This window comes from Erwinia sorbitola, assembly GCF_009738185.1.
In the GTDB taxonomy this organism is placed as follows: domain Bacteria; phylum Pseudomonadota; class Gammaproteobacteria; order Enterobacterales; family Enterobacteriaceae; genus Erwinia; species Erwinia sorbitola.
In genome coordinates this window covers 1,896,886-1,914,742 of sequence record NZ_CP046509.1, presented here as the reverse complement: position 1 = coordinate 1,914,742, position 17,857 = coordinate 1,896,886, and the positions used below count along the sequence as shown (strand labels likewise).

Here is a 17,857-nt window from a genome sequence, read left to right as displayed (position 1 = left end):
AAGTCGCATTATATTTATATCCACCCAATAAATAGAGGTCGTTTTTATTGGGAAAAGGCGAAACTCATTTCAGATGTCACGGTAAAAAAGCTAAATAAATAGAAAAGAAAGTAAAAAAATCAGTTATAAGTACCGGGACACTTAACGCATTCTTATTAACTTGCAGACAAAAACTATGAAACAAACATCTATGGTAAGTGATACCGCAAAGGCTCCTCCTGCCGCTGCGGGGCAAAAAAAACGCCTGATCATGTTGTTCCTGCCAGTACTGGTTGCGGTATTGCTGCTGCTGGTGCCGGTACCTCACGGTCTGGAACCATATGCATGGCACTTCTTCGCTATCTTTGTTGGGGTGATTGTTGGTTTGATCTTCGAACCGCTGCCGGGCGCTGTTATCGGCCTGACCGGGGTCGTGGTTATTGCGCTATTCAGTCAGTGGCTGCTGTTCAGCCCTGCCGAACTGGCGGATCCGAAATTCAAAACTGCTGCGCAGGCGTTTAAATGGGCTGTCAGCGGGTTTGGTAACTCGACTGTGTGGCTGATCTTCGGTGCCTTTATGTTTGCCGCGGGTTATGACAAAACGCAGTTTGGCCGCCGCCTGGCGCTGATTCTGGTGAAATACCTTGGTCGTCGCAGCCTGACGCTGGGTTACGCCATTACCTTCGCTGACCTGCTGCTGGCACCGTTCACTCCATCCAATACCGCACGCAGCGGGGGCACAATCTACCCGATTATTGCCAACCTGCCGCCGCTGTATGGTTCAAAACCAAACGATCCAAGCGCACGTAAAATCGGTTCTTACCTGATGTGGGTTGCGATTACCGCCGCCTGTATCACCAGTTCGATGTTCCTGTCGGCGCTGGCACCTAACCTGCTGGCCCTGGCGCTGGTGAAAAGTGTGATTGGCTTTGATATCTCCTGGGGGATGTGGTTCCTTGCCTTCCTGCCATTAGGTCTGTTGCTGCTGCTGACCATGCCGCTGCTGGCTTACTGGTTCTATCCACCGGAAGTGAAATTTAACGACGAAGTACCGCGCTGGGCGATCAGCGAGCTGGAAAAACTGGGCAAACTGACACGCCATGAAATCCTGCTGCTGGTATTTGTGGTCTCAGCCCTGCTGATGTGGATCTTCGCAACGGCGTGGATTGAACCTGCCATGGCAGCACTGCTGGTGGTGGTACTGATGCTGTGGACTGGCGTACTCAACTGGAACGACATTACCAGCAACAAACCGGCCTGGAACACCTTCGCCTGGTTCGCTACCCTGGTTGCACTGGCAGATGGTCTGGCACGGGTTGGCTTCATCGCCTGGCTGGGTAAAGAAGGCGGGATGCTGCTGCAAGGCTATGATCCTCAGGTCTCGGCGGTGGTGCTGATGATTGCCTTCTTCCTGCTGCACTATCTGTTTGCCAGTACCACTGCGCACACCACGGCGCTGTTACCGGCCATGCTGACAATTGCCGCTTCGATTCCGGGTATCAATATGCCGGTGTTCTGCCTGATGATGTGTACCTCACTGGGTCTGATGGGCATCATTACTCCGTACGGCACCGGTCCAAGCCCGATTTACTACGGTAGTGGCTACCTGCCAACCAAAGACTACTGGCGTCTGGGTACGATCTTCGGCGCAATCTTCCTCTGCGCACTGATGCTGATTGGTTATCCGTGGATGGTAATGATGTTCTGAATATGACATGCAAGAGCATGCAGATTACAGAGCAGTAATGTAACATTCTCCTTACACTTGCCGGCCCACCCTTCCCCACGGGCTGGCAAGATAAAAAATCAATAACCAAATTATCGCCAGTGATGTTGCCTGTGGCTCCGAGAAGACACGCGGCAACACATCATTAAGTGAGATTAAAATGTCGAAAAAACCTTTCTATTATCAGAGCCCGTTCCCTCTTGCCAAAGAGGATACCGAATACTACCTGCTGACCAGCGACCACGTTTCCGTGACTGAATTTGAAGGGCAGGAGATACTGAAAGTCGAGCCACAGGCCCTGACTTTACTGGCGCAGCAGGCGTTTCACGATGCCTCGTTTATGCTGCGTCCGGCCCACCAGCGCCAGGTGGCGGCCATCCTGGCTGACCCGGAAGCCAGTGAAAACGATAAGTACGTTGCCTTACAGTTTTTGAGAAACTCCGAGATCGCTGCTAAAGGCATTCTGCCTACCTGCCAGGACACTGGAACCGCGATTATCATGGGTAAAAAAGGTCAGCGCGTGTGGACTGGCGGCGGCGATGAAGCCGCGCTGGCGCAGGGCGTTTACAACACCTACACCGAAGACAATCTGCGCTACTCGCAAAATGCGCCGCTGGATATGTACCGTGAGGTCAACACCGGCACTAACCTGCCTGCACAGATCGACCTCTACAGCGTTGATGGTGAAGAGTATAAATTCCTGTGTATGGCGAAAGGCGGCGGTTCTGCCAACAAAACCTACCTCTACCAGGAAACCAAAGCGCTGCTTACCCCGGGTAAACTGAAAGATTATCTCACCGAGAAAATGCGCAGCCTCGGCACAGCCGCCTGCCCGCCGTACCATATCGCCTTTGTGATTGGCGGTACTTCTGCCGACAGCACGCTGAAGACCGTCAAACTGGCCTCAACGCACTACTACGATGAGCTGCCTACCGAAGGTAACGAACACGGCCAGGCGTTCCGCGATGTAGCGCTGGAGCAGGAACTGCTGCTGGCAGCACAGCAGCTGGGCCTCGGTGCACAGTTTGGCGGCAAATACTTTGCCCACGATATCCGCGTTATCCGTCTGCCGCGTCATGGCGCATCCTGCCCGCTGGCGATGGCGGTTTCCTGTTCCGCTGACCGTAATATCAAAGCGAAGATTAACCGCGAAGGCATCTGGATCGAGAAGCTGGAAGATAACCCAGGCCAGTACATCCCTGCCGAACTGCGCCAGCAGGGTGAAGGCGATGTGGTGCATGTTGACCTGAATCGTCCGATGAAAGAGATCCTTGCCCAGCTCTCCGGGTATCCGGTCTCCACGCGCCTCTCTCTGAGCGGCACAATTATCGTTGGCCGTGATATTGCCCACGCCAAGCTGAAAGAGCGCATTGACAACGGTGAGGGTCTGCCGCAGTACATCAAGGATCATCCGGTGTACTACGCTGGACCGGCGAAAACACCAGAAGGCTATGCTTCCGGCTCCCTCGGCCCGACAACCGCAGGCCGTATGGATTCCTACGTTGACCAGCTTCAGGCTAACGGCGGCAGCATGATCATGCTGGCGAAAGGCAACCGCAGCCAGCAGGTGACCGATGCCTGCCATAAACACGGCGGTTTCTACCTCGGCAGCATTGGCGGCCCGGCAGCGGTATTGGCACAGCAGAGTATCAAGAGTCTGGAGTGCATCGAGTACCCTGAGCTGGGAATGGAAGCCATCTGGAAAATTGAAGTTGAGAACTTCCCGGCCTTTATTCTGGTCGATGATAAGGGCAACGATTTCTTCCAGAAGATCCATCAGGCCCAGTGCGATAAATGCGTAAAATAATCGCATAACGTGGCGCTCCCCCTCGCGGTATTGAGGGGGAACGCAATTGTCACGAAAATGTCATAAACCAGACTTATCCCTACAGATTAGCCAGTTAGCCTCAATATCCGCTGTTACTCCCTCCCCTCCCGATTAAAGCCACTGCCGCACAGGCCGATATCTCTGAGATATGTGAGCTTTTTACCTTTTTACCGGGGATCCTGACACCATGAAACTTAATCATCTCTCCATCGGGCAACGCCTCGGTCTGCTGGCAGCTATTTTGCTGCTGGCGACCCTGTTTATCGGCATACGTGGTCTGACGGTCAACACCGACGGGCTGAAGCAGAACCAGCATATTATGGCCACGGAACAGACCATTGCAGAGAGCATCGATACCGCGCGTAATGCGCAGGTACAGTTTAAAATTCAGGTTCAGGAGTGGAAAAACACCCTGCTGCGCGGCACTCAGGGGCAGGATAAATTTAATAAATATCGCGATGCATTTGTGATGCAGAGCCAGAAAACCGAGGAGCTGCTGACCCGGCTCAGTACCCTGCTGCCGCAGATTGGTATGAGCAATACAGAGGTTTTAAAAACCCGCACGCTGCATGCTGAACTGGAACAGCACTACCTCTCCGCCCTGCAACAGTACAATGTTCAGGACGCCGGCAGCCCCCATCGTGTCGATACGCTGGTAGCTGGCATTGACCGCGAACCCACGCGCATGATCGATGAGATGGTGAGCGCCACGCTGAAACAGGCGGTGCTGATCCGTCAGCAGAGCGATGCACGCACTCAGCATCTCTATGAGCAGACGCGCCTGATGCTGCTGCTGGCGATGGGGCTGACGCTGCTGGCCGGATTTTTAATAACCTGGTGGCTGATCCGCAGTATCACCCGTCCGCTGGCGCAGGCGGTCATTATTGCGCGTGCGGTGGCCTCCGGTGATTTACAGACGCAGATTATCGTCACTGGCCGTGATGAAACCGCCGAACTGATGAATGCCCTGCATGAGATGAACGGCAATCTGACCCGTATTGTCTCCGGGGTTCGATCCGGTACTGAGACCATCGCCGCCGCCTCCAGCGAGATAGCCACTGGCAGCCGCGAACTCTCTACCCGCAATGAAGCACAGGCCAGCGCTATTGTGCAGACCGCTGCATCAATGGAAGAGCTGACGTCGGTAGTGAAAAACAACGCCGAGAACTCCCGTATCGCCAGCAATATCTCCGCAGAAGCCTTTGGCGTGGCCAGCCACGGCGGTGAGGTGGTAGAACAGGTGGTGAAAACCATGAGCGAAATCCACCAGTTCTCTACCGAAATCAGCAACATTATCGGTGTGATTGACAGCATCGCCTTCCAGACCAATATTCTGGCACTTAATGCGGCGGTTGAAGCTGCACGGGCAGGCAGCGAAGGGCGAGGTTTCGCCGTAGTAGCGGCAGAAGTCCGGGCGCTGGCACAGCGTTCTGCTACCGCCTCTAAAGAGATTGGCACTCTTATCGACAGTTCAGTGGCGCGTATCAACCAGGGTAACTCGCTGGTGAAAGTGGCGGGTAGTGCCATGGAGGAGATTGTTACCAGCGTACAGCGCGTCAGCCAGCTGGTGGAAACCATTTCGCTGGCCAGCGGTGAGCAGAGCAGCGGTATTGACCAGGTGAACGTGGCGGTGGTGCATATGGATGCCGCCACTCAGCAGAATGCCACGCTTTCCCAGGCATCGGCGGCGGCCGCTCAGGCGATGCAGCAGCAGGCGGAGCAGCTTCTGGAAATGGTGCGGGTGTTTAAACTACGCGAAAAGTAACGGGTGAAAGTTAACCTGCCCGACGCGCAGAGTGCTGACGTCGGGCAGTACCTTACGGGATATTAAGGACGTGACGGGAACAGCCCCTGGACAGCGATGCAGGCCAGCAGTGCGGTCTGTTTAGGTATAATCGTCACAGGCAGGCTGGAACCAGCGTTGGAAACGCCAATAGTACCGCCGGTGGACGTGGCGCTGACGCCGCCAAGCGCAACCTGCGTACCGCCCTGCGGGGCATAGGCTTTAGCTGCTGGCCCGTTAAGCACCGCCAGCTGGTTATTGGTGGCGGATGGTGCGGTCGAGGCAGCGTTATTACCGCTGGCATTAACCACCACGGTCGTTGCCGGCTGTGTCGTCAGGGTGGCAACATGGGTATGCGTCGGCATCTGGCTCTGGGTCAGGGTAATCGTATCAGCCCCGCGTACCGTTCCCAGCGGCAGAGTACCGCCATTAGCACCAACGATCCCTCTCTCGCGCAGGTCGGGCAGCTGGAAGGTAGTCTGACCGTTACCGCCGTAGGTGGTGCCCAGCAGGGCATACAGCGCTGAGTTCTGGCTGATGGCTAACGTGGCACCGTTGGCTTCCACATAATCATTTGCAGGACAGAAGCTGGCCGCCGTATAGCAGACTGAACCAAGATAAGGTTCGCTGGTGCAGGATGCCTGCGCACTCTGCGCATACGCCAGGACAGCCAGACCAGAAACTGCCAGAGATAACGCCGTTTTCACTGAAGATTTCATAAAGGTTTCCTTTTTATCACAATAGGTTAGCCAAACTATTTTTTTTGCCGGACAAAAAGCCTTAGCCTTACAGATAACGAAACTTAAAAACCACTTTCCCGCAGACCAAGCGCCGCTACTCGCCGCCACAGACTGGTAAACAGAGACTCTGCCTCCCCTTTGATCACCACGATTCCACGTACCGGCTGCTGCGGCGCGGCGGTGGCGTTGGCGGGTTCGAGCCTGACGCCATACCACGCCTGAACCGGGCGCGCCCTTTTCTCTTCATCCCGCCTGACCGCTACCGGTCCCCCGCGATCGGAGGCCAGTTTCTCCTCTTCCAGGAACGGACTCCCGGTCGGATCAATCGCTGTCAGACGCACCGGAAATGCCGCCAGCGTCGGGTCATCGGCGATAAATCGCCCGCCGTCGCCAGGGGTAATCCGTTGCAGATTATCTTCGCGCAAATAGCCATGAAGCTCGCCGGTTTCCTGTCCAACTACGCGTAGCACAGCGATATCCGGCGACAGCCAGCGCCCCGGCGTCAGGTCGCGGGCGATATCCCTGATAACCCCCGCCTGCGGGGCACGTATCAGCAGCTGTTCACGCTGGGCCGCCAGACCACGATGCTCCGCCAGCGAAGCAGCCAGCTGCTGTTGCAGGATCAGCATGTCACCCACCGTATCCTGCCGTGCCGCCTGGCGACGCAGTTGCAGCTGTAAAATAGCGATACGCTGGCGCGCAATAATCAGGCGGGCATCCAGGTCAGGTGAAGCCAGCTCCAGCAGCAGCTGACCGGCGCGCACCCGTTCACTGTCATGAACGTGCAGCCGGACAATTTGCGCAGGGGCCGGGGCATAGAGCGTACTGACCCGGCTGGCCTCCATCAGCGCCGGGATCTCAATACTGCTGCGCCACGGTACAAACAGCACCGCCAGCAGCAGCACGACCATCAGCAGACTACGTACCATTATTTTTCGCCGCGAATGCTGCCGTTGTTTCCACCACATCGCCATCTCCTGTACGACCGGCAGCACAATAAACCAGCCGATCTCCACCATCATTAACAACAGACCCAGCACCTTGAAGAAGTAGTGATAGACCGTCAGCGCAATACCGAGGAACAGAAAGAAGCGCCACAGCCAGGACGCGTAGCCCCACAGCAGCAAACGGCGGCGCATACGCGGTGACCAGCGCTGAGGCGGCGCTTCACCGTAGCCAAACAGCACCTCCCGCAGCTGCCAGCGACACAGCTCATAGGCACGCCCCTGAAGATTATCGATACGCCACAGGTCGCTTAACATGAAGTAGCCATCGAAGCGCATCAGCGGGTTAATATTGATAATCACGGTCGTGATCCAGGTCGCGCTGGAGAGCAGAAAAGCGGCCGTGCGCAGCGGCCCTTCCGGCAGCAGTGACCAGGCAAACAGTGCAACAATTGCCAACAGCAGCTCGGCCAGAATCCCCCCCGCACCAATCAGGATGCGGGCACGATGCTCACGTATGCGCCAGGCATCGCTGACATCGGTATAAAACATTGGCAGCATAACGATAAACGCCACGCCCATGCTCTGTACCCGGCAACCGGCACGTTTGGCCATCCAGGCGTGACCCAGCTCATGAATAAACTTCGCCACCACCAGGGTGCAGCCGAAGGCCATCGCCCCGCCCATGGTGAACAGATAAGAAAAGGATCCCTGATAGCGCGGCCAGTCGCGACTGACCAGAAACAGCCCGGTAACCAGCAGCAGCGGGAAGAGGTAACGCAGCAGAGCGCCGCCGTATTGATCCAGCCACGGCCAGGTGCGGTTGAGGAAAGGATCGGGCCGCCAGAGGGGAATACGAAAGAAGAGATACTGATGCAACACGCTTTTCAGCAGGCCCTGCCGACGGGCCGCCGACTTCAGAGGATAGCTGGCGCGCTGTTCGGCATCCGTGCCGCTGACCAGGTCGTGAGCCCGCAGAAAGCGTAAAAACTCAGCCAGCTCCTCCGCCAGCAGCGGGATCCCCGGCTCACGGTTGGCGGCCGCCAGTACGCTCTCATCATCAGCCAGCGCCCAGTGACGCAGCAGGCGTATCGCACTGGCGTTCAGCTTGAAGTAACGCCCGGCCAGGGTATCCGCCAGCGTCCACTGTGGCGAACCATCCAGCGCCGGAGCCGCCTGCGAGAGTTGCAGATCGTCGCGTAACGCCGGAAGCGCCGCCATGATTTACAGACCTACCGTTTTACGCAGTGCCGCCAGCGGCCGACGGAACAGATAGGCCGCCAGCGGAACATACTCACCGTAGATTTTTGCCGTACCGCGCAGCCCGATACGCGGAGTGCTGTTCACGAAACGCGCATCCAGACGGTAGGCCAGCAGACCAGAGGGCGTCATGGCGGCTTCATAGGCAACACGGGTCAGCTGCGCGTCGTGGCGATGCAGCGGATCGCTGTCAAGAAACAGCGCTACCCCCGCATCGGCCGGAAACGGGATAACATCACCCACATCCAGCTCGATTTTTAGCTCTGCCTGGCGCGGGTCGGCCAGCTCCATCAGCCGCTCGCCGGTTCTTACCGGTTTGCCCACCAGCCGTTCCGCATCGGCAAATACCGCAATACCGTCGCGTTCGGCGCGCACTTCGCTGCGTTGCAGCAGATCGCGTGCATAGTTAAGCTCCGCCCGTTTCTGCTCCACCTGGGCGGAAAGAAGATCAAGTTTGGATTTGGAATCAGCATCCTGGAAAGCACGCTGGCCGCCAGTGCGCCGCTCGGCCTCCGCCACATCCAGCGCCCGTTCAGCCACATCAGCCTGTGCTTTTAGTACTGTGTTATCAAAACGTACCAGCAGGTCGTCCTTTTTCACCGGCTGGTTGGGTTTCACCATAAACTGCGCAATCACGCCATCGAGCGGAGCCGTCACCACCCTGCCCCCCAGCGGCACCACTTCGGCCGGGGCCAGCACCGACTGCCTGACCGGGATCAGCATCACAACTATCACCGCTACGGCGGCCGCCAGAATTTTTAATTTAGGCAGCCGGGGTTGCCAGGCTTTGCGCGGCTCCAGCGCCAGCCAGGCGTGGCTGTAGACATCGCCAAGCTGCTGCGCCAGCAGGCGCTCTGCCTCCTGCCAGGGAGTATCACGCGCCAGCCACAGCCCACCAAACAGCTGCCCGTGGCGATCGTTAAGCGGCACCCACAGCGCTTCTGCCGCTGACAGCGTCTGCCAGTCACGCTGTGACTGTGCATCCAGCCAGTCCGCCTGAATGATGCCGGCTTCGCCAGCATGCTGCCCGGCGATCAGCTGCTTTGCAGCACGCTCAATAAAGGCGATAAACGGCGCATGGGGATCGGGCACTGACACCCCGGTAACCGCGCGCACGCGGCCATTGATAATCAGCGCCACATGGCGAAAGCCGAACAATTTCTGGCCATCGTTAACTATTGACCAGGCGAGAGTTTCGCTGGTTTTTGCCGCTCTGGCCCGGCATTCAAGCTGGAAAAACTCGGCAAACACCCGCTCTGGTGCCGGAGGAGCCGTGCTGCTCACTGCGGATCCGTAAAGCGTGCGCTGCCGCTCATCCCTGCAATCAGGCCGCTGTCAGCCTGAGTGACACGACCAATCAGCACCAGAGTCTGGCTGCTTTCATCAATACGCGCGCCCACGCGGACTATTTCCGCCTGCAACTCGGTTCCGGTTTCATCAGGAGTAAAGGTAAACGTCTGCTTCGGCTTCAGGCTGGCTAACCAGCTCGACGGCACCAGCAGATTAATTTCGAGATGGCGGTTATCAACGATTTCCAGCAGCGGAGCGCCCTGCGCCAGATATTCAGAAACCTGTGCTTTACGCGATACTACCTGCCCGGAAAACGGTGCAATAACGCGACAGCGGCTGGTCTGAATCTGATAAACCTGACTTTCCGCCGCTGCCTGTGCCAGTCGCGCCTCCGACAGCGCCACCGCATTGCGGCCAACGGATTTCATCGCCGCCAGCTGACGGTTTTGGCTTACCTCCTGCTGCGCGGCACGCATCGCCGCCTGGGATGCTGATAGCTGCGCCTGATAGGCGGAACAGTCAAACTTTACCAGCAGGTCGCCTTTGTTAAAGGCTTCGCCTTCACGAAACGGCATCTCAGTAATTTTGGCATTCAGTTCGCTGGAGAGTACCGCCTGGTCGACCGCCCGCAGCACGCCGCGAGCTTCCCGGGCTTTTCCCTCCGGGGCCGCGTGAGTGGCGGCCACCGGGTCGAGCTGTAACTCACCGGCGGCATAGCCTGGCTGTGAGGTCGCGCACAGCGCGGCCATCACCATGAGAGAATATCGGATTTTGCTGTTCAACAGATTACCCTGCGCCTTACAGTGAAATATTGCCGGCTGCCCAGCGTTTTTCGGTGCGATCCAGTGCCTGCCCGACGGACGGAATATCCGTCAGCTTCTGTGCTTCCGGCAGCGGATCAAGACCCACGGTAACAAATACCTGTCCGTAGGCGTTGCGCAGTTCCGCATAGGCGAGATCGTTACGCAGCGAAGTATTCACCGCATTAAGTTCTCCCTGGATCAGTTGCAGTTCACCAATGCTGCCAGCCTGATAGCGGTTATTCAGCTGCGCCAGAATTTCACTGTCGAGTACCTGCAACTCTTTACCGGTGTGATACTGACGCAGCGCTTCATTAAAGTTGGCACGCGCCACGTAGAGCTGCGCCAGCACCGCCATCGACATTGCCTGGCGGCGCAGCTCGGAAACACTCTCCCCCGCTTTGGCCACATCGTAGGCCGCCGGACCAGAGAGCAGATTAAACAGGTTCCAGGTTACTTTTGCCCCGGCATCGACCCAGCTCTGGTTCACCAGGAAGGAGTTGCTGTCGTAATTCCCCCCAATGGAGAGTTCAATACCCGGCAGCATCCGCAGCAGGGATTTCCGTGTTTCAGCCGCACTGATGCGCACCTGGTAGTCCTGCTCGCGCAGTTCCGGGCGATTCACCAGCGCTGCTTTTTCCAGATCGTCCATCGGTACATTCAGCGCCGGTTCCACCAGCTGTTCCCGATCAGGCAGTGCCAGCGTATAGCTGGTGCCCAGCGGCAGGTTCATCAGCGTGGCCAGCTCAGTTTTTGCCAGCGACAGCGCCCGGCGCTGCTCTTCCAGCTGGCGGGTAGCATCCAGCAGTGCGCGCTGATAGCTGTAGGCTTCAATCAGATCGCCGACTTTTTGCGTCGACATTTTCTGGCTGTTTTCCCGCGCCATATTGACGCGGCCAATTAAGGTATCAATGCGGCCCAGCAGGCGTTCAGCCGCCACGGCGCGCCAGTATGCGGACTGCACATCCTGCACGATTGTATGAGTGACCTTGCGGCGTCGCTCTTCAGCAATCCAGCGTTTGTCCGACTGCTGATGGGCGGTTACGTAGCTGACGCCAAAGTCGAGAATGTTCCACACCATCGTCAGATCGGCCACGCGACGGGTACGATCCTGTGAGGTTGATGGCTCCAGCGACTGGTTACCGGATTCAACGCTGCGGCTGCTGGAGGCGCTGTAGTTATCGCGGGTAGCATACCCGGCTTCCGCCGCCATTTTCGGCAGCAGATCGAAGCGTGACAGATCGACCTGCTGCTGAGACAGCGCCTGCTCCATGACTTTCAGTCGCGCTTCAAGGTTATATTTCAGCGCACGGGCCATCGCATCGTGCAGGGTGATCGGTGCGGTCACAGGATCCTGATTCTTAAACATCGCAGTGAGATCGGCATCGGCGCGCTGCTGGCTGGCCTTCTTATCTATGGGCTGCGTAGAGACCGCACAGCCGCTAATCAACAGAGCAATCACGCTAACGCTGAAGATTTTTCCATATTTATGCATCATCATTCCTTACCCCAGACCTGAGTTATTTTTAGACTGCCGGCTTTATATTTTTAAGGGCCACTTCGAGCGAGGCCACCTGCTGCGACTGAACCTCATCCAGCCACTGCAACTGCTGGCTGAATACCGGCGCACCAAACACGGAGGTCGGGGCAATTGCGCCTGTAATGCTGTTGTCAGAGACGCTCTTCCAGCTGCTGCCGGAGAACACTTCAAGATCGGTGGTGCCTGGCAGGTTGATGCCGCCAAACAGCCCGGCAAGGGTCGATCTGCCGCCCATCGGCTGATTCAGATCAACCGACTGAGAGCGGATCACGCCGGGTTCGTAATGGTTAACATCATTCTGACTAAAGACGGCTGCCAGCGCAGAGGGCGCTGCCGCTCCGCCACCCTGACCGGGCTGGCTGAAGACGATAGCCGCTGAAGGCGTAGTACTTAAGCCGGTGGTCGCGCCAAAGATGGTTGAACCGGAGGCCAGCAGACCAGCGGGCACATCCGGCAGCGTGATAAGCTGAATCTGACTGCGCGGGCCGTCACCGCCCGCAAGCGCCGCTGCACCTGGCTGCCCGTCGGTTGACAGAAACTGCGGATTACCCGCAACGGTGGTGGTCGGTTCTACCGGACGGCTGTCGATGGAGAACGCTGGGGAGGCGCTGCTGCCGCTGCCCGCATTGCCAGCCAGGTCGGTGACGCCGCTGTTATCAAGAGTGATCAGATTACCCGCCGCAACCGTTCCCGCCGTCGGGGTAAAGAGTGCCGTCCAGGTGATACCACCATCCGTCGAGACTACTGCACTCAGCGTGCCGTTGCTGACCTTCAGGTCGGCATTGCTGAAGCCTGTAACCGCCTCATTGAAGGTGATCGTTACCCGGGCCGTTTCCCCTGCGGTGAGCTGAGTGTCACTCAGGGTAATGGTGCCGACAGGCGGCGTAGCGTCCAGGGCATAATTATTGGAAATGGCGCTACCGCTGCCCGCATTTCCGGCGGCATCCTGCACCCCGCTGGTATCCACCAGCACCAGGTTAGTGCTGTCGGTCACTCCTGCCGTCGGCGTCAGCGTTGCCGTCCAGGTGATGCCGCCGTCCGCGGAACTCAGGTTGTTCAGTGTGCCATTCGCCACCGAGATATCGGACAAATCAAAACCGCTGACCGCTTCAGAGAAGGTGATCGTCACCAGCGAGGTCGCCCCGTTACCCATTAACGGATTGCTCACCACGATGGAGGCCGCTGGTAAGGCTGTATCGATGCTGTAGTTATTGGAAACCGTCGTACCGCTCCCTGTGTTGCCGGAAGCATTCGCAACGCCGGTATTATCCAGACTGATCAGATTGCTGGTGCTGGTCAGGCTGGCGGCCGGGGTAAAGGTCGCCGTCCAGGTTATACCGCCATCGATTGAATTGACTGCGCTTAACGTACCGCCCGCAACGGTCAGATCGGCATTAGTAAAACCGGTGACCGCCTCCGTGAAGGTAATGGTCACCTGTGAGCTTTGTCCTGCTCTCAGCGACGGATCCGCCACCACCACCGTAGCGGCTGGGCGCACGGTATCAATGGTGAAATTAACGGAACTGGTGGTGCCCGTACCCAGATTGCCCGCCAGATCCGCTACGGAAGTATTATTCAGCACAATCAGGTTAGTGGTATCACGAACATTCGTCGCCGGAGTATAGGTCGCCGTCCAGGTGAGACCGCCATCCGCTGAACTTACCGCACTGAGGGTGCCATTGGGCACAGTGAGTGAACTGTTACTGAAACCGGTGACCGCCTCCGAGAAGGTGATGGTCACCAGTGAAGATTCGCCAGCCGCCAGCGTACTGTCAGCCATAACAATGGTGGCGGTTGGCCGCAGGGTATCAATCGAATAGTTGCCTGACTCGGTGGTGCCGCTGCCCGCATTGCCCGCCAGATCCGTCACCCCGGAATTATCCAGCACGATCGCATTGCTGGCATTATTGGTTCCCTCCGTTGGCGTAAAGGTTGCCGTCCAGGTCATGCCGCCGTCAGAGGAGCTGAGAGCGGTTAAGCTGCCGTTAGTCACAGTGACATCAGCATTGCTAAAGCCGGTTACCGCCTCAGAGAAGGTAATGGTCACCAGCGAGGTTTCACCGGCGGCCAGAGCATTATCCGCCATCACGATGGTGGCCGTCGGGCGCTGGGTATCAATGGCGTAGTTATTGGAGCTGGTTGTGCCACTACCGGCATTGCCCGACATATTCTCTACCCCGGTGTTATCCACGATAATCATGTTAGCGGCATTTGTCAGGTCGCTGGATGGTGTAAAGGTCGCCGTCCAGGTCATGCCGCCGTCTGAGGTGGTGACCGCTGTTAAGGTTCCGTTAGCAACGGTTAAATCCGCGTTGGTAAATCCGGTTACCGGTTCTGTGAAGGTGATGGTGACCAGCGAAGTTTCACCAATCCTGAGAGCATTATCCGCAACCACAACGCTGGCGGTCGGTCTTTGGGTATCAATACTGAAGTTATTTGAGCTGATATTACCGCTTCCCGCATTGCCCGCCAGATCCGCCACCCCCGCGTTATTCAGGGTGATCTGATTACTGGCACTTTTGAAGCCCAGTACCGGAGTAAAGGTTGCTATCCAGGTGACGCCACCATCAGAGCTACTGACCGCACTTAAGGTGCCGTTTGTCACGGTCAGATCCGCGTTAGTAAAACCGGTTACCGCCTCCGAGAAGGTGATGGTGACCAGCGACGTTTCACCTGCGGTGAGGGCATTATCGGCCACCACGATGGTGGCGTTCGGCCGACGGGTGTCTATCGAATAGCTGACTGATTCGGTGCTGCCGCTGCCGGCGTTACCTGCAAGGTCAGCGATGCCGGTGTTATCCAGCGTAATGATATTGCTGGTATCAGTGATATTTGATGTTGGCGTAAAGGTTGCCGTCCAGGTGAGACCGCCGTCGGCTGAACTAATCAGGCTCAGTCCTCCGTTAGTAGTAGTCACATCTGCATTGGTAAGCCCGCTGACGGCCTCAGAGAAGGTGATGGTGACCGTCGAGGTATCGCCAATTTTCAACGCGGTATCACTCATAGTAATCGTTGCCGTCGGGCGATGGGTATCAACAGCATAATTGTTCGAGGTTGCCGAGCCGATGCCGATATTTCCCGCGGCATTCTGTACGCCGCTATTGTCCAGCGTAATCGCGTTGGTGGCATCGGTAGTGTCAGCCGTTGGCGTAAGGGTGGCTGTCCAGGTAATACCATCTGATGAACTCACCGCGCTTAACGTACCGTTAGCCACCACCAAATCCGCGTTGGTAAAGCCGGTGACCGCCTCGCTGAAAGTGATAGTTACCTGCGAGGTTTTCCCGATATTCAGCGTGTTATCCGCGATAACGATCGTTGAGGTTGGCTGCCGGGTCGACACGCTAAAATTGTTCGAGTTTGTGGTGCCGCTGCCCGCATTACCTGCCAGATCTGCCACGCCGCTGTTGGCCAGCGTGATCACATTGGTAGCGTCACTGGCATTTGAGACAGGGGTAAGCGTTGCCGTCCAGGTGATGCCGCCATCAGAAGTGCTCAAGCCGCTCATCACGCCATTTTCCACGCTAAGATCGGCGAGGGTGAAGCCTGTAACCGCTTCGTTGAAAGTGATGGTAACTAAAGAGGTTTCGCCTGCGGTCAGCGTGTTATCAGCCACCACAATGCTGGCGGTAGGGCGCAATGTATCAATAGCGTAGTTGGGCGAGCTGACGTTACCGCTGCCGTTATTCCCCGCCACATCGTGCACCCCACTCATTGCGAGGCCGATAGTATTTGTATTGTCGGTAACGCTGCTGTCAGGCGTAAAGGTTGCTATCCAGGTGACACCGCCATCGGCTGAGGACACCGCACTTAAGGTACCGTTTGCCACGGTTAAATCCGAATTATCAAATCCGCTAACCGCTTCGCTAAAGATGATGGTCACCGTTGCCGTCTCACCGGTCTTCAGCGCGGTATCACTGAGTGTGATAGTGGCCGTTGGCAGCTGGGTATCGATAACAATATTTTTTCCCCACCCCAGGGAATACTGCGCGCCAGTATCTGGCAGCGTCAGGGTGGCGTTTACACTGTTGCTATCGCTGATGGTGCTGCCATTCAGCGCCAGCGAACTGCTGCTGACATAATTCAGATCGGCACTTTGATCGCCATTTGACACCGTATAGCTGAAGATAAGCTGACTGGTGCCTGAACCGCTGACGTAGGTTGCCAGTCGGTCGATAGTACCGGTTTCCAGTAGCAGAGTGGGCGTGCCACCGGTGGTATTCACCATCACTACTGAGGAGAAATTAACGGTAACCATAACCGTATCACCGGCTTTATAGGCACCGTTGGCCGTGGTGGCGCTAACACTGACCACCGCAGGCGCGATCGGCTTCACATCGGAGATGGTGATATCCTGCAGTGCCGAATAATCATTGGAGGTGATGACCACCCGGGTAACATCATTGATCGCCGTTGAAAAGTTGCTGATAGCGGTATAGCCGTTTTCACTGACCACAGCGTTAAACGAGCCGGTGGTGCCGTTAGAGAAGGTCAGCTCAAAGTGCAGAATACCGGTGGTGGCTATTCCTTTCAGCCCGGTGAGATCGAAGCTGTAGCCTGCCGGTGATGAGATCACCAGGCTGGTATTACTGCCGTTGATAGAGCCATCCAGAGCATATATCCCTGTGCCATAGCTGGACATATCTAAGCCCATATAAGCGCCGTTATTGGGAACAGCAAACGTGATGTTCTGTCCTTCAACCGGACGCGTAATACTCAGAGTAGAGCCGTCAAGATCGCTATCACTTTCACTGAAGGTCACCACCGACAGCACGTCCTGGTAACCGTCTATATGCAGCGCGGCGGTATCGATATCTCCGATGCTTTTTTCCAGCACCCAGTCGCCGCCTATCTTGCTGCTGCCGGTTGCATCGACTGAAGCGGCCACATCTGCCCCGGTCGCCGCTGCCAGATCGGCAACAAACGCCGCGCCGTCGCTGCCTGCTCCAACATCGCAGCCGTACAGCAGCAGGTCACCGTCGGCCTTCAGCGACTGACCAATCACCGCCAGCGCCGCCTGCACATCGGCAGATTTGATGCTGCTGTCGGTCAGTACGGTACTGCCAAGGTTAAGCTTGCCTTCCGAGCCGTGGGAAAAGATATGAATCGCGTCGTAACCGCTATGCGTCGAGGCCCAGCTGGCGATCTGCTGTAATCCATCTTTGCTGCCATCGATCAGGACGATTTCAACGCCGGGCTGGATACCGTCCACCAGCGTCTGATAATTCTTAAGGGAAGTGTCGATAAACACCACTTCATGGCGCGCCGGGGTGGCCGCTGGCGTCACGGCATCGCTCTGGCTGTCACTGCTGTCACTGTTGTGATGTTGATCGCTGCTGCTGGTTGTTTCGCTGGCAGTATTTGTCGTGGCCGCAGCGTGGGAGCTGTCGGCGTGGCTGTCTGCCTTGCTATCTGCGGCCGTCGCGTGGGTATCCGACGCCGTGGCGCTGTTCGCCGCGTTCTCAACTACTGTGGCAGCAATGGCACCATCGAACAGCATACGCGGCTCAAGCAGCCAGGCGGCAGGCACGGTACGGGGAACAGAATTACTAATCATTTCTTTGGGGTTCGTCACATTCTGAGATGACGCCCGCTTAGTGCTGCCGAACCAGTTTTGCCATGTCATGATGATGCTCCTGAGCCGCACAGCCGCTGGCAATGGGCTATATATTCACGCGTTGGGATATTGATATGCGATCTCAGTTAAGGTTTCATCTGACGGAGGATCAGGAATAATCCTATTAATCAAATTAACCAAAGCATTTTTAGCAAAAAACATAAACTTATAGAAGTGTTATCTTTGAAATGTTTTTGTGTACAAAAATTTCAGAAAATTAACATAAGCTTACATTACCAGCCAGCATTGTGCAGGCTGCTGAAAACACGTATTCAGGCTGCAACTCCCCCCGGAATGAGAGAATGGAGACGGCAATACCGTTGATGAAAAACGCCTTTTCAGCTTAGAATTCG

General features: G+C 56.7%; 9 protein-coding genes. 3 read left to right on the top strand and 6 right to left on the bottom strand.

Features of this window, described 5'->3' with window-relative positions; translation table 11 throughout:
• The first annotated feature begins 175 nt into the window (after window positions 1-175).
• The 3 genes from GN242_RS08555 to GN242_RS08545 all read left to right on the top strand — a co-directional run bounded on the left by GN242_RS08555 (window position 176) and on the right by GN242_RS08545 (window position 5,298).
• Window positions 176-1,687 carry a DASS family sodium-coupled anion symporter gene (locus GN242_RS08555; protein WP_154751480.1) on the top strand — a complete coding sequence of 504 codons (1,512 nt, stop codon included), beginning with the start codon at window positions 176-178 and terminating at the stop codon, window positions 1,685-1,687.
• Window positions 1,688-1,865: 178 nt separating this feature from the next.
• Entirely contained in the window at window positions 1,866-3,512 is a 1,647-nt protein-coding gene (gene fumA, locus GN242_RS08550; protein ID WP_154751481.1) for a class I fumarate hydratase FumA, read from the top strand.
• A 208-nt stretch (window positions 3,513-3,720) separates the two neighbouring features.
• The gene (locus GN242_RS08545) at window positions 3,721-5,298 is read left to right on the top strand and encodes a methyl-accepting chemotaxis protein (protein WP_156287292.1); all 1,578 of its coding nucleotides are present in this window, start codon (window positions 3,721-3,723) and stop codon (window positions 5,296-5,298) included.
• Between the two features lie 62 nt (window positions 5,299-5,360).
• Here the strand turns inward: GN242_RS08545 and GN242_RS08540 are convergent, their stop codons facing one another.
• The 6 genes from GN242_RS08540 to GN242_RS08515 all read right to left on the bottom strand — a co-directional run bounded on the left by GN242_RS08540 (window position 5,361) and on the right by GN242_RS08515 (window position 17,513).
• Window positions 5,361-6,035 (bottom strand): phage tail protein, encoded by a 675-nt coding sequence (locus tag GN242_RS08540; protein WP_156287291.1) that lies wholly within the window; start codon window positions 6,033-6,035, stop codon window positions 5,361-5,363.
• An 83-nt stretch (window positions 6,036-6,118) separates the two neighbouring features.
• A complete protein-coding gene (locus tag GN242_RS08535) occupies window positions 6,119-8,221 on the bottom strand; it encodes a site-2 protease family protein (RefSeq protein WP_156287290.1) in 2,103 nt (700 codons plus the stop codon).
• A 3-nt stretch (window positions 8,222-8,224) separates the two neighbouring features.
• Complete coding sequence (locus GN242_RS08530) at window positions 8,225-9,544, bottom strand: efflux RND transporter periplasmic adaptor subunit (RefSeq protein WP_156287289.1); 1,320 nt, start codon at window positions 9,542-9,544, stop codon at window positions 8,225-8,227.
• A complete protein-coding gene (locus GN242_RS08525) occupies window positions 9,541-10,332 on the bottom strand; it encodes an efflux RND transporter periplasmic adaptor subunit (RefSeq protein WP_230320637.1) in 792 nt (263 codons plus the stop codon). The genes GN242_RS08530 and GN242_RS08525 overlap by 4 nt, the downstream gene beginning before the upstream one ends.
• Window positions 10,333-10,348: 16 nt before the next feature.
• Window positions 10,349-11,845, bottom strand: a complete 1,497-nt coding sequence (locus GN242_RS08520) for a TolC family protein (protein ID WP_154751835.1) — start codon at window positions 11,843-11,845, stop codon at window positions 10,349-10,351.
• 31 nt (window positions 11,846-11,876) lie between these two features.
• The gene (locus tag GN242_RS08515) at window positions 11,877-17,513 is read right to left on the bottom strand and encodes an Ig-like domain-containing protein (protein ID WP_156287288.1); all 5,637 of its coding nucleotides are present in this window, start codon (window positions 17,511-17,513) and stop codon (window positions 11,877-11,879) included.
• Window positions 17,514-17,857: the final 344 nt, after the last annotated feature.

Bases quoted from the DNA above. Each gene is read 5' to 3' on its own strand.
- fumA (WP_154751481.1), top strand. From the start codon at position 1,866: ATGTCGAAAAAACCTTTCTATTATCAGAGCCCGTTCCCTCTTGCCAAA.
- GN242_RS08535 (WP_156287290.1), bottom strand. From the start codon at position 8,221: ATGGCGGCGCTTCCGGCGTTACGCGACGATCTGCAACTCTCGCAGGCG.
- GN242_RS08515 (WP_156287288.1), bottom strand. From the start codon at position 17,513: ATGACATGGCAAAACTGGTTCGGCAGCACTAAGCGGGCGTCATCTCAG.
- GN242_RS08555 (WP_154751480.1), top strand. From the start codon at position 176: ATGAAACAAACATCTATGGTAAGTGATACCGCAAAGGCTCCTCCTGCC.
- GN242_RS08540 (WP_156287291.1), bottom strand. From the start codon at position 6,035: ATGAAATCTTCAGTGAAAACGGCGTTATCTCTGGCAGTTTCTGGTCTG.
- GN242_RS08520 (WP_154751835.1), bottom strand. From the start codon at position 11,845: ATGCATAAATATGGAAAAATCTTCAGCGTTAGCGTGATTGCTCTGTTG.
- GN242_RS08545 (WP_156287292.1), top strand. From the start codon at position 3,721: ATGAAACTTAATCATCTCTCCATCGGGCAACGCCTCGGTCTGCTGGCA.